Raw genomic sequence first — 18730 nt, forward strand, 5'->3', positions numbered from 1 at the left:
CTACAGTGGCCAAACCGATCATGCCTGATGAGCGCTTTTGCCATTGTCCACAAGCGCTGGCGGCGCGACTATCGTCGGACCTAGGGTTCAACTCCAACAACAAGAAACCAGGAGTCCGACGATGCGTGATTACGCCGAGGCCGCGCGAGCATTCGAATATGACCGGGTTGCCGCAAACGCCTTGCAGGGCAACCTGCAAGCACTTAACGCCTGTGTCGAGTGCTGCGACCGGCATGTCGGCCGCAACCTGCCTGCGCTGATCTGTGAAGACCAGGAAGGTAACGGCGCGCGCTACAGTTTCGAGCAGCTGCAGGCCATGTCGGCTCGCATGGGCAATGTCCTGAAGGATCAGGGCGTGGGGCCTGGGGACCGGGTCGCCGGCCTGATGCCACGTACCGTAGAACTGCTGGTGACGATTCTCGCCACTTGGCGACTGGGGGCGGTATACCAGCCGTTGTTCACCGCGTTCGGTCCCAAGGCCATCGAGCACCGTCTGGAGCAGTCCCACGCCCGGGTGGTGGTCACTGATCGCAACAACCGCGCCAAGCTGGACGATGTCAGCGGCTGCCCGACGATCATCACGGTCGGTGCTGCGGCGCACGAGCTGGATTTCCAGCAGGCGTTGGAGGCGGCAAGCGATCACTGCGAGCCGGTAATGCGCAGCGGCGACGACCCCTTCCTGTTGATGTTCACGTCCGGCACCACAGGGCCGGCCAAACCGCTCGAAGTCCCACTGCGCGCGATCGTCGCCTTCCAGGGCTACATGCGCGATGCCATCGACCTGCGCCCTGACGATAGCTTCTGGAACCTGGCCGATCCGGGCTGGGCCTATGGCCTGTACTACGCGGTTACCGGCCCCCTGGCGCTGGGGCACGCCACCACGTTCTACGATGGTCCGTTCAGCGTCGAGAGCTGTGCACGGATCATCGACAAGCTGGGCATCAGCAACCTGGCCGGCTCGCCCACCGCCTATCGCTTGCTGATCGCAGCCGGTGAGGCGTTCTCGGCACCGATCAAGGGGCGTCTGCGGGTGGTCAGCAGCGCCGGTGAGCCGCTCAATCCCGAAGTGATCCGCTGGTTCGCCGACGCCTTGAACGTGACCATCCACGACCACTATGGCCAGACCGAGCTGGGCATGGTGCTGTGCAACCACCATGGCCTGGCGCACCCGGTAAACCTGGGGTCGGCGGGCTTCGCCATCCCCGGGCATCGCATCGTGGTGCTGGACGAAGCTGGCAACGAGCTGCCTGCCGGTCAGCCGGGGATACTGGCAGTCGACCGCGAGCAGTCGCCGCTGTGCTGGTTCGGCGGCTACCACGGCGTTCCCACCAAGGCGTTCATCGGCAAATACTACCTTTCCGGCGACACCGTCGAGCTCAACTCCGATGGCAGCATCAGCTTCGTCGGCCGCAGCGACGATGTGATCACCACCTCCGGCTACCGCGTCGGTCCGTTCGATGTGGAGAGCGCGCTAATCGAACACCCGGCGGTGATCGAGGCGGCGGTGGTGGGCAAGCCTGACCCCCAGCGTACCGAGCTGATCAAGGCTTTCGTGGTGCTGGCCGCAGGGCATAGCGCCAGCCCTGAACTGGAAGAGGCCTTGCGCCAACATGTGCGCCAGCGCCTGTACGCCCACGCTTACCCGCGTGAAATCGAATTCGTCGGCGAGCTGCCCAAGACCCCGAGCGGCAAGCTGCAACGCTTCATCCTGCGCAATCAGGAAATTGCCAAGCAACGCGCTGCGCAGGCCACCCCTGCTGGCGCCTGAAGGAAGACCTCAATGAACGTTCAACGCAAAAGTTTCATCGTCACCGGCGCCGCCTCCGGGCTGGGCGCCGCTACAGCGCAAATGCTGGTCGAGGCCGGCGCCCGTGTGATGCTGGTCGACCTCAACGCCGAGGCGGTCGAAGCCAAGGCGCGGGAGCTGGGTGACAACGCCCGCTTCGCAGTGGCCGACATCAGCAGCGAGCCGGCCGCCCAGGCAGCGGTCGAGGCGGCCGTCAGCGCCTTCGATGGCCTGCACGGGTTGGTCAATTGCGCGGGGATCGTCGGCGCCGAGAAGGTCCTGGGCAAACAGGGGCCGCATGGCCTGGCAAGCTTTGCCAAGGTGATCAATGTCAACCTGATTGGCAGCTTCAACATGCTGCGCCTGGCCGCAGCGGCCATGGCCGAAGGCCCTGCGGACGAGTGCGGTGAGCGGGGTGTGATCATCAATACCGCCTCCATCGCCGCCTATGACGGGCAGATCGGCCAGGCGGCCTACGCCGCCTCCAAGGGCGCGATTGCCAGCCTGACACTGCCGACCGCCCGTGAACTGGCGCGCTTCGGTATCCGCGTGATGACCATCGCTCCCGGCATTTTCGAGACGCCGATGATGGCCGGGATGACCCAGGAAGTGCGTGATTCGCTCGCTGCCGGGGTGCCATTCCCACCACGTCTCGGCCGCCCGCAGGAATATGCGGCACTGGCCCGCCACATCATCGAGAACAGCATGCTCAACGGCGAGGTGATCCGCCTCGACGGTGCACTGCGCATGGCTGCCAAGTAAGGAGAAGAGCTCATGAGCCTCGTCAATGATCCGATCGTCATCGTCAGTGCCGTGCGCACGCCCATGGGTGGCCTGCAGGGCGACCTGAAAAGCCTCACTGCACCGCAGCTGGGCAGCGCCGCGATCCGCGCCGCAGTCGAGCGTGCAGGCATCGATGCCGCCAGCGTCGAGCAGGTGTTGTTCGGTTGCGTATTGCCCGCCGGGCTTGGCCAGGCGCCGGCGCGCCAGGCCGCACTCGGGGCGGGCCTGGGCAAGCACACCACCTGTACCACCCTGAACAAGATGTGCGGCTCTGGCATGCAGGCGGCGATCATGGCCCATGACCTGTTGTTGGCCGGCAGTGCCGATGTGGTGGTGGCGGGTGGCATGGAGAGCATGACCAACGCTCCGTATCTGCTGGACAAGGCCCGCGGCGGCTATCGCATGGGGCATGGCAGGATCATCGACCACATGTTCATGGATGGCCTCGAGGATGCCTACGACAAAGGTCGCCTGATGGGCACCTTCGCTGAAGATTGCGCCCAGGCCGGGGCCTTCAGCCGCGAGGCCCAGGATAACTTCGCCATTGCGTCGCTGACCCGTGCCCAGGACGCGATCAAGAATGGCCGCTTCAGCGCCGAGATCGTGCCGGTGGAGGTCATCGAGGGCAAGGAGAAACGGCTCGTCAAGGACGACGAGCAGCCGCCCAAGGCGCGGTTGGACAAGATCCCCCAGCTCAAGCCGGCATTCCGCGAGGGCGGCACGGTGACGGCCGCCAACTCCAGCTCTATCTCCGACGGCGCTGCGGCCCTGGTACTGATGCGCCGCAGTGAAGCCGACAAGCGTGGCCTCAAGCCGCTGGCGGTGATCCACGGTCATGCAGCCTTCGCCGATACGCCGGCGCTGTTCCCGACCGCACCGATCGGCGCCATCGACAAGCTGATCAAACGTACTGGCTGGGATCTTGCCCAGGTGGACCTGTTCGAGATCAACGAAGCCTTTGCCGTCGTCACCCTGGCCGCCATGAAGCACCTGGACCTGCCCCATGACAAGGTCAACATTCATGGCGGCGCCTGTGCCTTGGGCCACCCGATTGGTGCCTCCGGTGCGCGCATCCTGGTGACGCTGCTTTCGGCGCTGCGCCAGAACAACCTGCGCCGCGGTATCGCGGCCATCTGCATCGGCGGCGGCGAAGCCACGGCGATCGCGGTCGAATGCCTGTACTGAGGTGAACCATGCTGGTAACTGACGAGCAACAACAGATCGCCGATGCGGTAAAGGACTTCGCTCAGGAGCGCCTCAAACCGTTCGCCGAGCAGTGGGACAAGGAGCATCGCTTCCCGCGTGAAGCCATCGACGAGATGGCCGGGCTTGGCCTGTTCGGGATGCTGGTGCCGGAGCAGTATGGTGGCAGCGACACCGGCTATGTCGCCTACGCCATGGCCCTGGAAGAAATCGCCGCCGGCGACGGCGCCTGTTCGACCATCATGAGCGTGCATAACTCGGTGGGCTGCGTGCCGATCCTGAAGTTCGGAACCGAGCAGCAGAAACAGCGTTACCTGGTGCCGCTGGCCAGCGGTGCGATGATCGGCGCCTTCGCCCTCACCGAGCCCCAGGCGGGCTCCGACGCCAGCAGCCTGAAAACGCGCGCGCGTCTGGATGGCGATCACTATGTGCTAAACGGCAGCAAGCAGTTCATCACTTCCGGTCAGAACGCCGGCGTGGTGATCGTCTTTGCGGTCACCGATCCCGAGGCGGGCAAGCGTGGGATCAGTGCGTTCATCGTGCCCACCGATTCGCCGGGCTATCAGGTGGTGCGGGTTGAAGAAAAGCTTGGGCAGCACGCCTCCGACACCTGCCAGATCGTTTTCGATGACGTGCGGGTACCGGTGGACAATCGCCTGGGCGACGAGGGGCAGGGCTACAAGATCGCTCTGGCCAACCTCGAGGGCGGACGTATCGGCATCGCTTCGCAGGCCGTCGGCATGGCCCGTGCGGCGTTCGAGGTCGCGCGCGACTACGCCAAGGAGCGCCAGAGCTTCGGCAAGGCGCTGGTCGAGCACCAGGCTGTGGCTTTCCGTCTGGCCGACATGGCCACGCGCATCGCCGTGGCCAGGCAGATGGTGCTGCATGCCGCCGCCCTGCGCGATGCCGGGCGCCCGGCGCTGGTGGAGGCGTCGATGGCCAAGCTTTTCGCCTCGGAAATGGCCGAAAAGGTCTGTTCGGATGCCTTGCAGACGCTCGGCGGATATGGCTATCTGAAGGACTTCCCGCTGGAGCGCATCTATCGCGATGTGCGGGTTTGCCAGATCTACGAAGGCACCAGTGACATTCAGCGCATGGTCATTGCGCGCAATCTTTGAAGGAGCAGCTTGCATGGCATTCGAAACAATCCTGCTGGACATCCACGGCAAGGTCGGCCTGATCACCCTCAACCGTCCCCAGGCGCTCAATGCCCTGAACGCGCAGATCGTGGCCGAGATCAATCAGGCCCTGGACCAGCTCGAGCGTGATCCGAACATCGGTTGCGTGGTCCTGACCGGCTCTGCCAAGGCCTTCGCCGCAGGTGCCGACATCAAGGAGATGGCCGAGCTCAAGTATCCGCAGATCTACGTTGACGACCTGTTCAGCGACGCCGACCGCATCGCCAATCGGCGCAAACCGATCATCGCCGCGGTGTCGGGGTTCGCCCTGGGCGGCGGCTGCGAACTGGCGATGATGTGCGACTTCATTCTCGCCGCTGACAACGCCAGGTTCGGCCAGCCGGAAATCAACCTCGGCGTGCTGCCGGGTATGGGCGGCACCCAGCGCCTGACCCGTGCCGTGGGCAAGGCCAAGGCCATGGAACTGTGCCTGACTGGCCGCCTGATGGGCGCAGAGGAGGCCGAGCGGGCAGGGCTGGTGGCACGCGTGGTGCCCCAGGCCGAGCTGCTGGAAGAGGCGCTGAAGGTGGCGGCGACCATCGCCAGCAAGTCGATTCCGGTGAGCATGATGGTCAAGGAAAGCGTCAATCGTGCTTTCGAGGTGAGCCTGAGCGAGGGTGTGCGTTTCGAACGTCGCGTGTTCCACGCGGCGTTTTCCACGGAAGATCAGAAGGAAGGCATGGCAGCGTTCATCGCCAAGCGCGAGGCGCAGTTCAAGGACTGTTGAGGTTGAGGGGTAGCGCCAGGGCGCTGCCCCGCTGTTTCAGTCAGTGAAGAAGTACTGTTTTGCGTCGGCCAATGAGATCGGGCTGCGGTACACCTCTTCTTGATTCGGCGAGTGCGGGTTGGTGACCATCTTGCCCTGGGCAAAGCGTTGACTGGCCAGTTTCAGATGGCCGGCAACGAAATCCTCCCTGGTGGCGGTGCTTGAGCGATAGTGGAAGTGGGCATACCAGATCGCCTGCCCGTCGTGCTGCACGACATATTCGTCCAGGAAATCAGCAGGCCTGCCCTTGACCTTGGTCAAGGCTTTGCGCGTGCCGACAGGCTTGATCGTTATGTTGGTCTGCTCGATCAGAAATTGCAGCTCACCCATGCGCGGTTTTTGCTTGAGTGCCGCTTTGGTGCGCAGCCTGATGCTTTCGGTCGTGAGCTGTGCCGTCAGGTCCTCGATCTCCTTGATGACGATCGCCGCGTCGCCGCCTGCACTCGCCTCATCGGTGGCATTGTCCGCAGTGAGGCGGCGTTCTATGGACTCGCGGGCACTGTCGAGACGGCCGCGATGGTCCTTGAGAATTTCCTCTATCTCCACCGGCAGGTAGTCGTTCGAGTACGACTTGCTCAGGCGCGCCAGCTCCTTGCGCCCCGCAGTCATGCACGACCTGCCGTTCTTGAGCAGGCGCTTGAGCTTGGGCGGTTGTGCGGCAACAGGCGCCTCAGGTACAGCGGCTTCGAGCTCGACCCAGCGATCGTCCTTGAGTGTGTAGCTGCGAGTGGGTGTTTCACTGGCGGGGGTGGGGATGTCGACGATGCTCGGTTCGCCTTCACGTACCGTACCCAGCAGGATGCCATGCTCCTGTGTCTCTATCAGCCCGGGCAGTTGTGCGCGCAGTTGCTGGACTGTGCTGACCGGGATGAACTCAGGCAGCTCGTCGGCCTCCCTGGCGACATCGTTGGCGAACGCGTCGAAATCCTGCTCCATACGCTTGAATTCATCACGGCTGCGCTCGGGATCCATATGTCTGATCAGATTGTTCAGCTGTCGCCGAGCTGTTCTGAGCTGGCCAGTGATACTGCTCAGGACCCTGGCAGTCACTTCCTCTCCCGGGCTCTTCAATCTGGCCAGTTGCAGGTGCTGCGTGATGCTCATCTGCAGGTTGTTCCAGGCGCGCTGAATCCAGAAGGAGCTTTCCTCATCCAGTTGCTGGAGCATGGTCATGCGGTTGATGCAGGCCTCGATGCGCATCCAGCGCAGTACCAGGTTCGAGGAGGGCTTGATGCCACCTTTGTCCACCACCTCGATGTAGCCGCTAATCTCGGTCTGGTGCTCGCTACGCAGCTTTTCGAGTTGTGCCCTTTGCTCAGTGAGCAGGGGGCCGTGCTCCACCATCTGGTCCAGTAGCAGCAGTATCTTCTCGATGCATTCAGCGAGGGTGGTGGCCTCTGCAGGGGTTATCTCATGACCACTGTTCTGCCGATCGTATATTTCGAGCATCTGAGCGCGCAGTGGGTCATGCAAGCGATTCAGAGCACGAAAGACTTCCTGTTCGCAGCGCACTTGCTGGCATAGGGCAAAGGCACGGCGCACCTTGTACTTCTCCAGTACCGCGCGCTCGTTGCGTTGCCTTAGGTGCTCGAGGTGCTGTGCCCAGAACGTCGAGCACTCCTTGGCGGTGCTCAGGTATTTATGCAGCGAGGCTTCATCTTCCTTGCCCTCGGCGTCCTTCAGTGCATCGATCAGCATCTGCTGGCGGCTTTGAGACTGTGCTCGTTCCTCGATGATTGTTGCATTCAGCGTTGTCAGGGCCTTTGCGTTCTCGGCCTTGAGTTGTGCGATTCGCTTGCCCAGGGGCATGCCGCCCTTGAGATGCAGGCGCAGATCCAGCTCCCAGCGGCCACTCTCTTCATGGCGAAGCCAGGGGCCCGGCTTGTCCGGGTTGGCGGCGTCGATGATACGCTGACGTTGTGCTATCGGATCCAGCTGCACCTCGTAAACACCGCTGTCCAGTGAGACCCAGGTGCGTGCGTCATGCAGGAAAAGGCCCTGCAACGCACCGTGAGATATCGGAGGCCCCAGTTCAGCGACCTTATAGGGCGCACGCAGCGCCAGCAGCGATTGACGCTGGGCGCTGTCAAGCTTGAACAAGGGATTGCTCCAGGAAAAATCGAACAGTGGATCGGGGGCGCTGCTCACCAGTGTCGGCAACTGATCGACGGTTGGGGTGGCCAGCGGGTCGACGGTGGGGGCTTCCAGCGGTCGTTGCAGGTCGATCCTGCGACGGGCGTGGGCGAACAGCAGCGTGGCGAGGTTGAGTAGCAGCTCTACCAGGGTGGCAGCGCGATCACTGGTGTTCTGTGGCCGGTCGCTGGTTGCCTGGAGAAAAGAGCTCTCCATCTGAATGATCCAGCCCGCGGTGGCCACGGACTCGGGGGCGAAAGGCAGTACCGTATTGAGTAACAGCCAACCCAGTGTCTGCCAGCGTGCCCAGCGTGTCTGTTCGCTGCTTTGTGCATGGCTGCTGAATTGGGTAATGGTTTCCTCCACGCAGGCCTTGTACAGCGCTGATGCGGGGTCTAGGCAGGGCGGTTCGATCGACAGCGATGCCGGGGCGGGTTTGCCGAACGGCACTGCCCAGTCGTCCTCTCCTGGATGGAACAGGTGCGGTTCGCGAAAACCACCGTAGGCGTATACCTTGCGCGCCTGCTCCGGGAGCCGTTGCAGGATGTCATCCTGCAGGTCGCCAGGTGTGGCAAGCGCCTCGAACAGTGCTATACGGTCCTGGAAGTAAGATAGGGGCGTGGCCAGCAGTGGGCGATAGAGCAGGCATGGGCCGTCATTGCCGGCACTCTTCTCGATCAGCCAGGTATTGCTCACATGATCAGGGCTGGCATCGAGGCTAGACTGCAACGCGAATGGCCGAAGGTACCACTCGACCGACTGGGGCTGCGGGTTGGTAAACAGTTGGCCAATCTCTTTGGAGAGGTCAGGGCCCGACGTCAGGCCCCGCAGGTTCAGGTCCATGACCAGCAGCGGCAACTGGCTGCGCAACTGCTTGCGCAACAATGCTGTGCGACGCTGTGCTGCTTGCGGGTCGTCGAGCAGCTTGGCGCGCAGCATTTGCGGATAGTGCTTGGCGATGTCTGCCTGGGTGATCAGTGCGCGCAGGTAGGTTTCGTCGAACCATGGCGGCACGCCACTGCCATCGACAGATTCGACCACCACCTTGCCAGGCTGCAGCAGCCCTAGGTTGGCAATGGCCAACTGCGCGAGATCGAATCGTTCGACATGAATGCTGCCACTGGTCTCCAGCGCACCTGCCCCGGGTATTGCGACGGCTGTGACCTGATGGTTCGCGGCACGCAGTTGCTTGAGGTCAAGGTCGAAATCGGGATGATCCTTGAGTATCCACTCGTAGAGCTTGGCATAGGCAAATGTCTGTGCGTCGAGGATTCCGTCCAGCCAGCCCTTCTTGCCGGCGCCCTCGTAGGTCTGGGCGATATCCGTGAGTACCAGGGCATAGCGCTGCAGTTGCCCTGGTTGCGCATTGCGCAACCACTCCGGCAACTCGGCGGCCAGGCGATCATGGGCCGCAGTGTCGTCGATGCCACACAGGCTCAACATCGAGGTGGTGCGGTCGAGCGCGAGCGCCAGTTCGTCGGGTCTCTGGAGTTGATCGGGTATCGAGCTGACAATGAGTGAGCCATGCAACTGTTGCTGCAACAGACCGCTGGCCTGATTGTCGAATGGCCGCCCGGGGATTCTGATCAGGCGCATCACTGTCTTTGCAGGCGGCAATGAGGCGGGCAGTCGTCGCCTGCCCCTGGCCAGCATCGCGTTACGGCTTTGATACTGCAGTAACCGACCACTGGTGGTGAACAGCAAGGTTACGGCCTCCTTACCCTCAGAGGCCGGGCTTTCGATCAACAAGGCACTGGCAAGGTCCGGGTCGAGTTGCCAATTAATCAGCATGTCCAGGCGCACGTTGTGCAGAACGAGACCCGGGTTATCCGAGGTGTTGTCCAGCAGTTGTTGGGCAACCGCCAGCGTTCTGTCATCCATGGATTGCTCTTTGCGATGGCCGTCCAGCGCGGTTTTGTAGCGCTCGCGCAGGTACTGGCTGCACCATTGCCACGGCGACTTGCCGTGATGCTTGTCTGCATCCGTCCAATAGTCGGTCAGCGCCTGACAATATTCCTTGAGCAGAAACGGCGCGGTTTCGTCGATCAGGGTCTCGATCGGGTGGAGTGAGGATTCCAGGGTCTTGTCGGCGAGGCTTGGCTGGGTTTGGATCAGTATGTCTTGCAATGGTGTGAGGTTGAGGGTCGTCTTGAAGATGTAGCGCTGTATCAGCAAGCTGACCAGCGAGCGCTGGTAGGGCTCCGTACCGGGCTTGCCTGTGCTGCGAATGAATAGGGTCGCCGGATCGAGTGAGGGATCCAGCATGCGGGCCAACCATTGCTGCTTGAGCATGCGACTGGCCACATCTTTAAGCGAGGGGCGCGTCTGGAAGTGTTTGGCAATCTCGCAGTCCAGATCACCGACCTGTGGGCGGGGGGTAGAAAGGCTCATGATTGAGGTTCCTTTACGAAGGGGAACCCCCAGATGATCATCGTCGACAGGTGGCGTAGAGGTAGCCTGTCACTACCCCGAGCCAGAGCGTTCGGTATTGTAGCTGCAGGCTGACAGCAGGGCGGCTGTTGTTGCATATTAATGGGGCTGCGCCGCTGTCCGTGATGGTGTTCATCCCCGAGTATGGTCCCGGGGCAATCCGTCCGATTCGGCAGATTCCTCTGTCATTTCTGTTGCCCCACGGGGCCGGGCACCTTAGACTGCCGCCCCCTGTAAAAGAGTGCCGGTTGGCGCTTGAAGAATTCCGCTGCCTGCGAGCCATCGCCGGCGGCACCCGAATCGCCCAAATGCACATTTTTTCATAGAGAAATCGATGACCAAGGAACAGTTGCTGGCCATGTCGGCCGATGACTACATGAATGCCGATCAGCTCGGGTTCTTCACCGCGCTGCTGCAAGCGATGAAAGTCGAGACCCATGAGCGCATCGAGCTGAGCCGCGCCACCATCGAAAGCCTGGATACGCCCTCTGACCCGGCCGATGTGGCTTCGGTCGAGGAAGAGCGTCATTGGCTGGTCAACGCCATCGAGCGCGACCAGCGCCTGCTGCCGCAGCTGGAGATGGCCCTGGGCCGTATCGCTGACGAGAGCTTTGGCTGGTGCGACGACAGCGGCGAGCCGATCGGTCTGCAACGCTTGCTGATCAGCCCGACCACCAAATACTGCATTGAAGCCCAGGAGCGTCACGAGCAGCTCGACCGCCATCAGCGGCAGATCTGACCGGAGACACTCGGCGCAAGGCCCTGCGGAGCAATCCGTGGGGCCTTTCGCGTTTCCGCAGGAGCAGAAAGCATTTCGATTTGTTGCGATTGATGCAATACAGCTCTACCGGCAAGCGCTTTTTCCCGGCCTTGGCGGGTCGTACTCTATCCATGTAGTTAGCTTGCTAATTAAATGGAGAGGGTCATGCAATCCCGGGTCAATGTGGCAGTGATGATAGGCTCTGGTGTACCTGCGATGCTGCAGGCACAGGGACAGCGGGCATGCTGGGTAGTGTTGGTCGATGGCGAGCGTCGCGGTACGGCCTTCGCCAGCCGGGCTGAAGCGCTGGAGTGTCAGGCTGCCTGGCTGCAGCAACTGGCGAAGGGATAGGCGGCTTAGATATCCAGGCTTAGCGCCAGTTCGCAGGCTGCCAGGTGGCTGCGGCGAAAGCCCATGACTCGGCCAGTGGCACGCTCGGTGATGTGGAAGAACGCGACGCCGGCGGGAATGACCACGAAACGCGCGATGTTGCGCACAGGTCGGATGTAAGAAATGTTCGAGACCTCTCGACGGATTTCGGTGTTTTCGTGCATATTCTTTCCCCTGTAAATGCATGGATGAATGCCGGACCCATTCTGCCGAGGGGCCTGGCTTTATCTATTGCATCTTTTCTGGCGGCATTGTTGTCAGACAATATTGTTCCCCCTGTGGGATCTATGCTGAGCGTTCTCTTGGGGTTTTGGCTGGCGTGCGAGGGTGAAAGATCCTGCCTGCCGTATCGACGAGCCCCGCAGACGTTTCAAGCATCATGTCACTAACCTTTCAGACTTCGCTTTGAAATGGCCGCCGCGTCACGCTTTCACGACTTCGTGTGGCGGCGGGAAACAACCGGTTCGAGGATCACTTCATTGGCAGTCAGTACTCTGGATACCCACGCCCTGTTCGCCCTGGGCGACTTGCGGGCCAAGTTGGTCAAGCTCTTTCAGGGCCGTTTCATCTACGTCACCGAGCAGAACCCCGATGGCCTGTACATGGCCGAGATCGATACCGACAACGCGATGGTCGTCGATGACAAGCAACGTCTGGAACTGAAGGTCGGGGATCACTTCCGGGCCGCGGTCCTGCCCAGTCGCGAGGGTGGCAAGCTCGAGCTGCGCTTTCGCGACATAAAGTTCAACGTATATGGCGTGGGTGACTATGCGTTCGTCTCGGTACCCGAGGGCGATGGCATTGTTTTCCGTGACGGGCAGGGCGTGATGCTCGTGTTCGCTGCCCAGTCCCAGGTGGCGGAAGGCCTGGGCAAACTGCTCAAGGCGGTGACCGGCAAGGTCGCCAAATGGCGCAAGGGCGAGCTGACCACCTTCAAGGCCAGTGAATGAGTGGCGACGATGAGCTGCCTGCGGGGCGCGCCGAGTTTCACCAGCGCCACAAGGCGCAAGCAATCCTGGACGCCGAGCGCCTGATGGCCCATCGAGCACAGTTGAAGGATGGTTGGCTGGCCTGGGTGGCGGGGGAGCTCTATCGGCTCGGCCCGCCTCCTTATGTGGCCATGGTTCGGCGCGAGCTGCAGCGCCTTACCCAGCACTGACAGCGTTTTCCAGGCGGCTTCAGCGGGCGCTCAGTTGCCCCGATCGCCACCGCTGCTGACCTCATCCGGCACCTGTTCTCCCGACATGCGTTTGCGGAACAAGGCGGCCCGCGCGAGCAGAAGCGTCGTGACCGGTACGGTAATCGACAGCAGGATCGGTATCAGCCAGGCATGCAGCACCGGCCCCTGCTTGAGACCGGAAAAGTACAGGATCGAGGCGAGGCTGACGCACCACGCGCCAATAGTCGAGGCCAGTGCAGGCGGATGCATGCGCTGGAAGTAGTCCTTCAGGCGCACCAGGCCAATTGCACCGATCAAGGCGAACAGGCTGCCTATCAGCAGCAGCGCGGCCGTGGCCAGCTCCAGCCAGAACGGAAGTTCGACGGTCTGCATCATTCGATCACCTCCCCACGCAGCAGGAACTTGGCCAGGGCAAAGGAGCCGACGAAGCCGAACAGGGCGATCAGCATCGCGCCTTCGAAGTAGGTATCACTGGCATAGCGGATGCCTAGCACCAGCATCATCAGCATGGCCAGGATGTACAAGTAGTCCAGCGCCAGGACCCGGTCCTGCGCCGAAGGGCCGCGGAACACCCTGACCAGCGCCAGGGCCATGGCGATGATGAAGATGAACAGGCTGGCGAGAATGGCGTTGGCGAGCAGGCCAGTCATTCGAAGATCTCCATCAGCGGGCGTTCGTAGGTGTGCTTGAAATGTTCGATGAAGGTGGCTTCGTCGTCCAGGTCGAACACATGCAGCAGCAGGATGCTGCGATCCAGGGCCAGCTCCGACCAGACCGTGCCGGGTACCACCGTGGTGATCATCGACAGGGCGGCCAGGCCATGGGCGTCGCGCAATGACAGAGGGATGTGCACGAAGGCAGAGCGCGGTGGATGGCCGCCGGCTCGTAGCACGCCCCGGGCAACTTGCAGGTTCGAAAGAATAACATCCAGCCCCACACGGCCGATCAAGCGAGCAATCACCAGCGGGCGGCGGATATGGGCATGCTGCGGGCGCAACGGCGCCATGAGCACGGGTGCGAGGATGCCCAGGGCGGCGCCAAGCAGCAGATTGCCTGGGCTGACGGAAAGGTTCAGCACCAGCCACAGCACGAACAGCGCCAGCGACAGCAGCGGGGCGGGGAACAGCCGGTTCATGGTTGCACCTGCGTCATGGTGGTCGGCCCAGGCACGGGGCGGGTTGACAGGACCGCCTGGATATAGGCGTCGGGTGCCTGCAGGCCGGCGGCGGTGTCCTGGGTGTAGCGCAGCAGCGGTTCGGCCTGGATGCTGAGGACGATACACAGCCCCAGCAGTACCACGATCGGTATGCATTCATAGCGACGCAGCAATGGCGAGGGCCGCTCCTCAGGCTTCCAGAAGCGCTGGATGCCCACTCGGCCAAAGGCGATCAGCGATGCCATGCCCGATAGCAGCAACAGAGCTACCAGGCACCAGCCGGCGGCTGACAGAGGCTGCTCGGCCGCCATGCCCAGACCTTGCGGATTGAACAGGGCGCTGATCAGGTTGAGCTTGCCGATGAAGCCGGACAGCGGCGGCATGCCAATGATCAGCAGGGCGCAGGCGATGAAGCTCAAGCCGAGGAATGCCATGGTCCAGGGGATGATCTGACCGATCACTGCCTTCTGTTCGTCGTCGAGGTTGATGCCCTTGGGTGGATGCAGGGATTCGAGCGGCGGCGGGATGGCGTCCTCTTCGTCGTCCAGGGGCACTTCGTTGGCCGAGCGCGAACGCTCGATAAGTTCTGCCAGCAGGAACAAGGCGCACAAGGCCAGGGTGGAGCTGGTGAGGTAGAACAGTGCCGCGCCGGTGAGGGCCGCCTGACCGAAGCCGACCGACGCCAGCAAGGTGCCAGCCGAGACCAAAATGCTCAGCGCGGCGAGACGCTCCAGGCGCTGGGCGGCGAGAATCGAGACGGCAGCCACCGCGAGGGTGACGAGGCCGCCATACACCAGCCATTCCCCACCGAAATTCGCCGAAGCGCCTGCCTGGCCCGAGAACAAAAGTGTCCACAGCCGCAGCACTGCATACAGACCGACCTTTGTCATGATGGCGAACAGTGCTGCGACCGGTGCGCTGGCCGAGGAGTAGGCCGGCACCAGCCAGAAGTTCAGCGGCCAGACCCCGGCCTTGACCAGGAATGCCATGGCCAGGATCGCCGCTCCGGCGTGCAGCAAGCCACGATCGGCTTCTGCGACCAACGGGATCTTCAGCGCCAGGTCGGCCATGTTCAGTGTGCCCGTCACGCCATAGAGCATGGCGGCGCCAACCAGGAACAGCGAAGAGGCGAACAGGTTGATGGCGATGTAGTGCAGCCCGGCCCTGACCCGCGCGCGTCCCGAGCCGTGCAGCAGCAGGCCATAGGACGCCGCCAGCAGCACTTCGAAGAACACGAACAGGTTGAAGAGATCGGCGGTCAGGAACGCACCGTAAAGGCCCATCAGCTGAATCTGGAACAGCGCGTGGAAGCTGGCGCCGGCGCCGTCCCAGCGGGCGCGGGCGAACAGCAGGGCGCTGACGCCGATTACACCGGTCAGGGTAAGCAGCAGTGCGGACAGGTGATCGAGTACCAGCACGATACCGAACGGCGCCGGCCAGTTGCCTGGCAGGTAGACACCGATGGACTCGGCCTGACCCTGGCCGCGTACCCACATCAATAGCGTCACGGCGACACCCAAGCCGATCAGGCTCGACAGCAGGTTCAGGCGGGCCTTGAACTGGCGGTGTTTTTCACCGATCAGCAGCATGATCGCAGCGGTTACCAGCGGTAGCAGGATCGGGGCGACAATCAGTTGATTCATCCAGCTCATTCCTCACGCTCCCGGCCATCGACATGGTCGGTGCCGGTCAGGCCGCGCGAGGCCAGCAGGACCACCAGGAACAGGGCGGTCATGGCAAAGCTGATGACGATGGCGGTCAACACCAGCGCCTGTGGTAGTGGGTCGGTGTAGTTCAGCAGGTCCTGTGGGACGCCCTCCTTGATGATCGGCTCCTTGCCGATGAACAGGCTGCCCATGCTGAAGATGAACAAATTGACGCCGTAGGAGAGCAGGCACAGGCCCATGATGACCTGGTAGGTCCGTGGGCGCAGTACCAGCCAGACTCCGGAGGCGGCCAGTACGCCGATGGCGACTGCGATGACTTCTTCCATCAGGCGGCTCCTGTCTGGCTGGATTTCGGATGGCCCGGGCGATAGGCGCGCACCGATTGGTGTGCCAGGGCGGTCAGGATCAAGAGCGTGGAGCCGACAACCACGGTGTACACGCCGATATCGAAGAACAAGGCGCTGGCGACATGGATGTCACCGAGCAACGGCAGATGCAGGTGCGCAGTGTGGGTGGTGAGGAACGGATAACCCAGCAACATGGCGCCTATGCCGGTAAGCGTGGCGCACAGCAGGCCGGTGCCCATCCAGCGCAGCGGTCGCAGGCTCATCTGGGCCTCGACCCACTGGGTGCCTGCGACCATGTACTGGAGGATGAATGCCACCGACATCACCAGCCCGGCGACGAAGCCGCCGCCTGGTTGGTTGTGGCCGCGCATGAACAGGTACATCGAGACCAGCAGGGCGATCGGCAGCAGCAGGCGTACCAATACTGCTGGCACCATCATGAAGCCCAGCGCGGTATCGGTGACATGCCGTGGATTGACCAAGTCGGTGATTACGTCCGGCGCCAGCTGGCGCTGTTGCGTCGGCAGCTGCATGCTCTCTTTCGGTGGGCGGAAGCGGCGCAGCAGGGCGAAGACCGTCAGCGCCACGGCGACCAGTACAGTGATTTCACCCAATGTATCGAAGCCGCGGAAGTCCACCAGCATCACGTTGACCACGTTGGTACCGCCACCCTCGGGGAGTGCACGGCTCAGGTAGAACGATGAGATGTCGTTGGGTGTCGGACGGGTCAACATGGCGTACGACAGCAGTGCCATACCGCCGCCGACCAGCACTGCCAGCAGCAGGTCGCGCAGGCGTCGCAAGCGTGCACGCTCCTGGCTGCCGGGCAGGGGAGAGACGCCTTCGATTCGGCGCGGCAGCCAGCGCAGGCCCAGCAGGATCAACACTGTGGTGACGACTTCGACCACCAGTTGCGTGAGTGCAAGGTCAGGGGCAGAGAACCAGACGAAGGTGATGCACGTCATCAGGCCGCAGACGCTGACCATGATCAGCGCAGCCAGGCGGTGGTATTTGGCCTGCCAGGCTGCGCCGATGGCACAGGCAATTGCAATCAGCCACATGGCGACGAATACGCCGGACCCCGGAATCTTGGGGCGGTCCCCCCAGCTGATGCCGCTGTACAGCATGGGGGTGAGGCCGGCGAGGAAGGCGGCGACCACCAGCATGAATAGCTGGGTCTGCAGGCGGCGGCTGGTCAACAGTCCTTCGAGGTGCCGGGCCAGCAGCATCAGACGTACCAGTCCGTGCTCGAACAGCCGCTTGCCATTGAAGCGTTCGATCAGTGGCGGGTAGGGGAAACGGCCCAGGCGCAACTGTTTGCGCAGCAACAGGTAGAGCACCACGCCGCCGCACATGGCGATCAGGCTCATGATCAGGGGGGCGTTCCAGCCATGCCAGATAGCCAGGCTGTATTCCGGCAGGGTGCCGCCCACCACCGGCAACGCTGCGGCGGCGAGCAGCGGGCCCACCGACTGGGCAGGGAAGATGCCGACTACCAGGCAGGTCAGGACCAGCAGTTCGACCGGCGCGCGCATCCAGCGCGGGGGTTCGTGGGGGGTATGCGGAAGGTCCTGGGCGGTCGGGCCGAAGAACACGTCGACCGTGAAACGCAGGGCGTACGCAACGCTGAACGTGCCTGCAAGGGTGGCGATCACCGGCAAGGCGGCCTCGACCCAGGCACTGGAGCTGATGAATACGGTTTCGGCGAAGAACATTTCCTTGGAGAGGAAGCCATTCATCAGAGGTACGCCGGCCATGGACGCACTGGCGACCATGGCCAGGGTGGCGGTATAGGGTACCAGGCGTATCAGGCCGCTGAGACGGCGAATGTCGCGGGTGCCGCTTTCATGGTCGATGATGCCGGCGGCCATGAACAGCGAGGCCTTGAAGGTGGCGTGGTTGAGGATGTGGAACACTGCCGCGACAGCGGCCAGCGGGCTGTTCAGCCCTAGCAACAGGGTGATCAGGCCCAGGTGGCTGATGGTCGAATAGGCCAGCAGCCCCTTGAGGTCATTCTGGAACATCGCCGCGAAGGCACCCAGCAGGAGGGTACAGGCACCTGCCCCGCCGACGATCCAGAACCACTCCTCGGTGCCCGACAGCGTTGGCCATAGGCGTGCCAGCAGGAACACCCCGGCCTTGACCATGGTCGCCGAATGCAGATAGGCCGAGACCGGTGTGGGTGCAGCCATGGCATGCGGTAGCCAGAACTGGAAGGGGAACTGCGCGCTCTTGCTCAGGGCGCCAATCAGGATCAGCGGCAGCAATACGGGATAGAGCGCGTGCTGGCGGACGGTTTCGCCAGCGGCCAGGACCTTGTCCAGGTCATAGCTCCCGACCACATGGCCCAGCAGCAAAGCGCCGACCAGCAGGCACAAACCCCCTGCACCCGTGACCATCAGCGCCATGTAAGCGCCGCGGCGGGCATCGCTGCGGTGATGCCAGTAGCCGATGAGGAGGAAAGAAAACAGGCTGGTCAGCTCCCAGAAGAACACCAGCTGAATCAGGTTGCCGGAAATCACCAACCCGAGCATTGCGCCCATGAATGCCAGGAAGAAGGCAAAGAATCGTGGCACGGGGTCTTGGGGTGACATGTAGTAGCGCGCATACAGCGACACCAGTGTGCCGATGCCCAGCACCAGCAACGAGAACAGCCAGGCGAAGCCATCCATGCGCAGCACGAGGTTGAGCCCGAGGCTGGGCAGCCAGAGGAATTCTTCGCGGATCACGCCGCCATGGGCGATCTGCGGGTACAGCAGCGCTACCTGGACAGTGCCGACCAAGGCCACGAGCCCGGCGAGAATGGACTCGGCGTTACGCGCATTGTGCGGCAGCACGGCTGCCAGGCAACTGCCGATGAAGGGCAGAAGCAATAGCACTATCAAAGACATAGCGTTCTAATCTACGGAGGTTTGCCATGGATCATACGTGCCACGCTGGTGATCACCAAC

At 62.6% G+C, this 18730-nt stretch carries 17 protein-coding genes; 9 read left to right on the forward strand and 8 right to left on the reverse strand.

Features of this window, described 5'->3' with window-relative positions; translation table 11 throughout:
* The first annotated feature begins 121 nt into the window (after positions 1 to 121).
* Genes IAE40_RS20370 through IAE40_RS20390 form a run of 5 tightly spaced genes read left to right on the forward strand, consistent with a single transcriptional unit; the run spans position 122 to position 5677 of the window.
* A complete protein-coding gene (locus tag IAE40_RS20370) occupies positions 122 to 1768 on the forward strand; it encodes an acyl-CoA synthetase (protein ID WP_200603764.1) in 1647 nt (548 codons plus the stop codon).
* A 12-nt stretch (positions 1769 to 1780) separates the two neighbouring features.
* Positions 1781 to 2548 carry an SDR family NAD(P)-dependent oxidoreductase gene (locus IAE40_RS20375; RefSeq protein WP_197893404.1) on the forward strand — a complete coding sequence of 256 codons (768 nt, stop codon included), beginning with the start codon at positions 1781 to 1783 and terminating at the stop codon, positions 2546 to 2548.
* Positions 2549 to 2560: 12 nt separating this feature from the next.
* The gene (locus tag IAE40_RS20380; protein WP_197893403.1) at positions 2561 to 3754 is read left to right on the forward strand and encodes an acetyl-CoA C-acyltransferase; all 1194 of its coding nucleotides are present in this window, start codon (positions 2561 to 2563) and stop codon (positions 3752 to 3754) included.
* An 8-nt stretch (positions 3755 to 3762) separates the two neighbouring features.
* Positions 3763 to 4890: an acyl-CoA dehydrogenase family protein gene (locus IAE40_RS20385; protein WP_197893402.1), complete on the forward strand. Its 1128-nt coding sequence runs from the start codon at positions 3763 to 3765 to the stop codon at positions 4888 to 4890.
* A gap of 13 nt (positions 4891 to 4903) precedes the next feature.
* A complete protein-coding gene (locus IAE40_RS20390) occupies positions 4904 to 5677 on the forward strand; it encodes an enoyl-CoA hydratase (protein WP_197893401.1) in 774 nt (257 codons plus the stop codon).
* A gap of 36 nt (positions 5678 to 5713) precedes the next feature.
* On the opposite strand, the gene IAE40_RS20395 is transcribed toward IAE40_RS20390, so the two are convergent.
* Entirely contained in the window at positions 5714 to 10240 is a 4527-nt protein-coding gene (locus IAE40_RS20395) for a DUF6543 domain-containing protein (protein WP_200603765.1), read from the reverse strand.
* Positions 10241 to 10613: 373 nt separating this feature from the next.
* Here IAE40_RS20395 and IAE40_RS20400 point away from each other — a divergent pair, with 373 nt between their 5' ends.
* Both IAE40_RS20400 and IAE40_RS20405 read left to right on the forward strand, forming a co-directional pair.
* Positions 10614 to 11018, forward strand: coding sequence for a TraR/DksA family transcriptional regulator (locus IAE40_RS20400; protein WP_054894328.1), 405 nt, complete (start codon positions 10614 to 10616; stop codon positions 11016 to 11018).
* Positions 11019 to 11204: 186 nt separating this feature from the next.
* The gene (locus IAE40_RS20405) at positions 11205 to 11390 is read left to right on the forward strand and encodes a hypothetical protein (RefSeq protein WP_153774797.1); all 186 of its coding nucleotides are present in this window, start codon (positions 11205 to 11207) and stop codon (positions 11388 to 11390) included.
* 5 nt (positions 11391 to 11395) lie between these two features.
* Here IAE40_RS20405 and IAE40_RS20410 read toward each other — a convergent pair whose 3' ends face one another.
* On the reverse strand, positions 11396 to 11593 hold the full coding sequence (locus IAE40_RS20410) for a hypothetical protein (RefSeq protein ID WP_063545549.1): 198 nt from the start codon (positions 11591 to 11593) through the stop codon (positions 11396 to 11398).
* A 315-nt stretch (positions 11594 to 11908) separates the two neighbouring features.
* Between IAE40_RS20410 and IAE40_RS20415 the strand changes: the two genes are divergently transcribed.
* Positions 11909 to 12379 (forward strand): hypothetical protein, encoded by a 471-nt coding sequence (locus IAE40_RS20415; RefSeq protein ID WP_054894325.1) that lies wholly within the window; start codon positions 11909 to 11911, stop codon positions 12377 to 12379.
* Positions 12376 to 12588, forward strand: coding sequence for a hypothetical protein (locus IAE40_RS20420; RefSeq protein ID WP_197893399.1), 213 nt, complete (start codon positions 12376 to 12378; stop codon positions 12586 to 12588). Before IAE40_RS20415 ends, IAE40_RS20420 begins: the two co-directional genes overlap by 4 nt.
* 30 nt (positions 12589 to 12618) lie before the next feature.
* On the opposite strand, the gene IAE40_RS20425 is transcribed toward IAE40_RS20420, so the two are convergent.
* The 6 genes from IAE40_RS20425 to IAE40_RS20450 are packed head-to-tail and all read right to left on the reverse strand — an operon-like array spanning position 12619 to position 18670.
* Complete coding sequence (locus tag IAE40_RS20425) at positions 12619 to 12984, reverse strand: Na+/H+ antiporter subunit G (protein WP_063545547.1); 366 nt, start codon at positions 12982 to 12984, stop codon at positions 12619 to 12621.
* Positions 12981 to 13259, reverse strand: coding sequence for a K+/H+ antiporter subunit F (locus IAE40_RS20430; RefSeq protein WP_054894322.1), 279 nt, complete (start codon positions 13257 to 13259; stop codon positions 12981 to 12983). Before IAE40_RS20430 ends, IAE40_RS20425 begins: the two co-directional genes overlap by 4 nt.
* Positions 13256 to 13744, reverse strand: coding sequence for a Na+/H+ antiporter subunit E (locus IAE40_RS20435; protein WP_054894321.1), 489 nt, complete (start codon positions 13742 to 13744; stop codon positions 13256 to 13258). The genes IAE40_RS20430 and IAE40_RS20435 overlap by 4 nt, the downstream gene beginning before the upstream one ends.
* A complete protein-coding gene (locus tag IAE40_RS20440) occupies positions 13741 to 15417 on the reverse strand; it encodes a monovalent cation/H+ antiporter subunit D (RefSeq protein ID WP_153774800.1) in 1677 nt (558 codons plus the stop codon). Before IAE40_RS20440 ends, IAE40_RS20435 begins: the two co-directional genes overlap by 4 nt.
* The gene (locus tag IAE40_RS20445) at positions 15414 to 15758 is read right to left on the reverse strand and encodes a Na+/H+ antiporter subunit C (protein ID WP_054894319.1); all 345 of its coding nucleotides are present in this window, start codon (positions 15756 to 15758) and stop codon (positions 15414 to 15416) included. Before IAE40_RS20445 ends, IAE40_RS20440 begins: the two co-directional genes overlap by 4 nt.
* A complete protein-coding gene (locus IAE40_RS20450) occupies positions 15758 to 18670 on the reverse strand; it encodes a monovalent cation/H+ antiporter subunit A (protein WP_112898728.1) in 2913 nt (970 codons plus the stop codon). The genes IAE40_RS20445 and IAE40_RS20450 overlap by 1 nt, the downstream gene beginning before the upstream one ends.
* Positions 18671 to 18730: the final 60 nt, after the last annotated feature.

It is taken from the genome of Pseudomonas sp. S44 (assembly GCF_016624805.1).
GTDB classification, from domain to species: Bacteria; Pseudomonadota; Gammaproteobacteria; order Pseudomonadales; family Pseudomonadaceae; genus Aquipseudomonas; species Aquipseudomonas machongensis.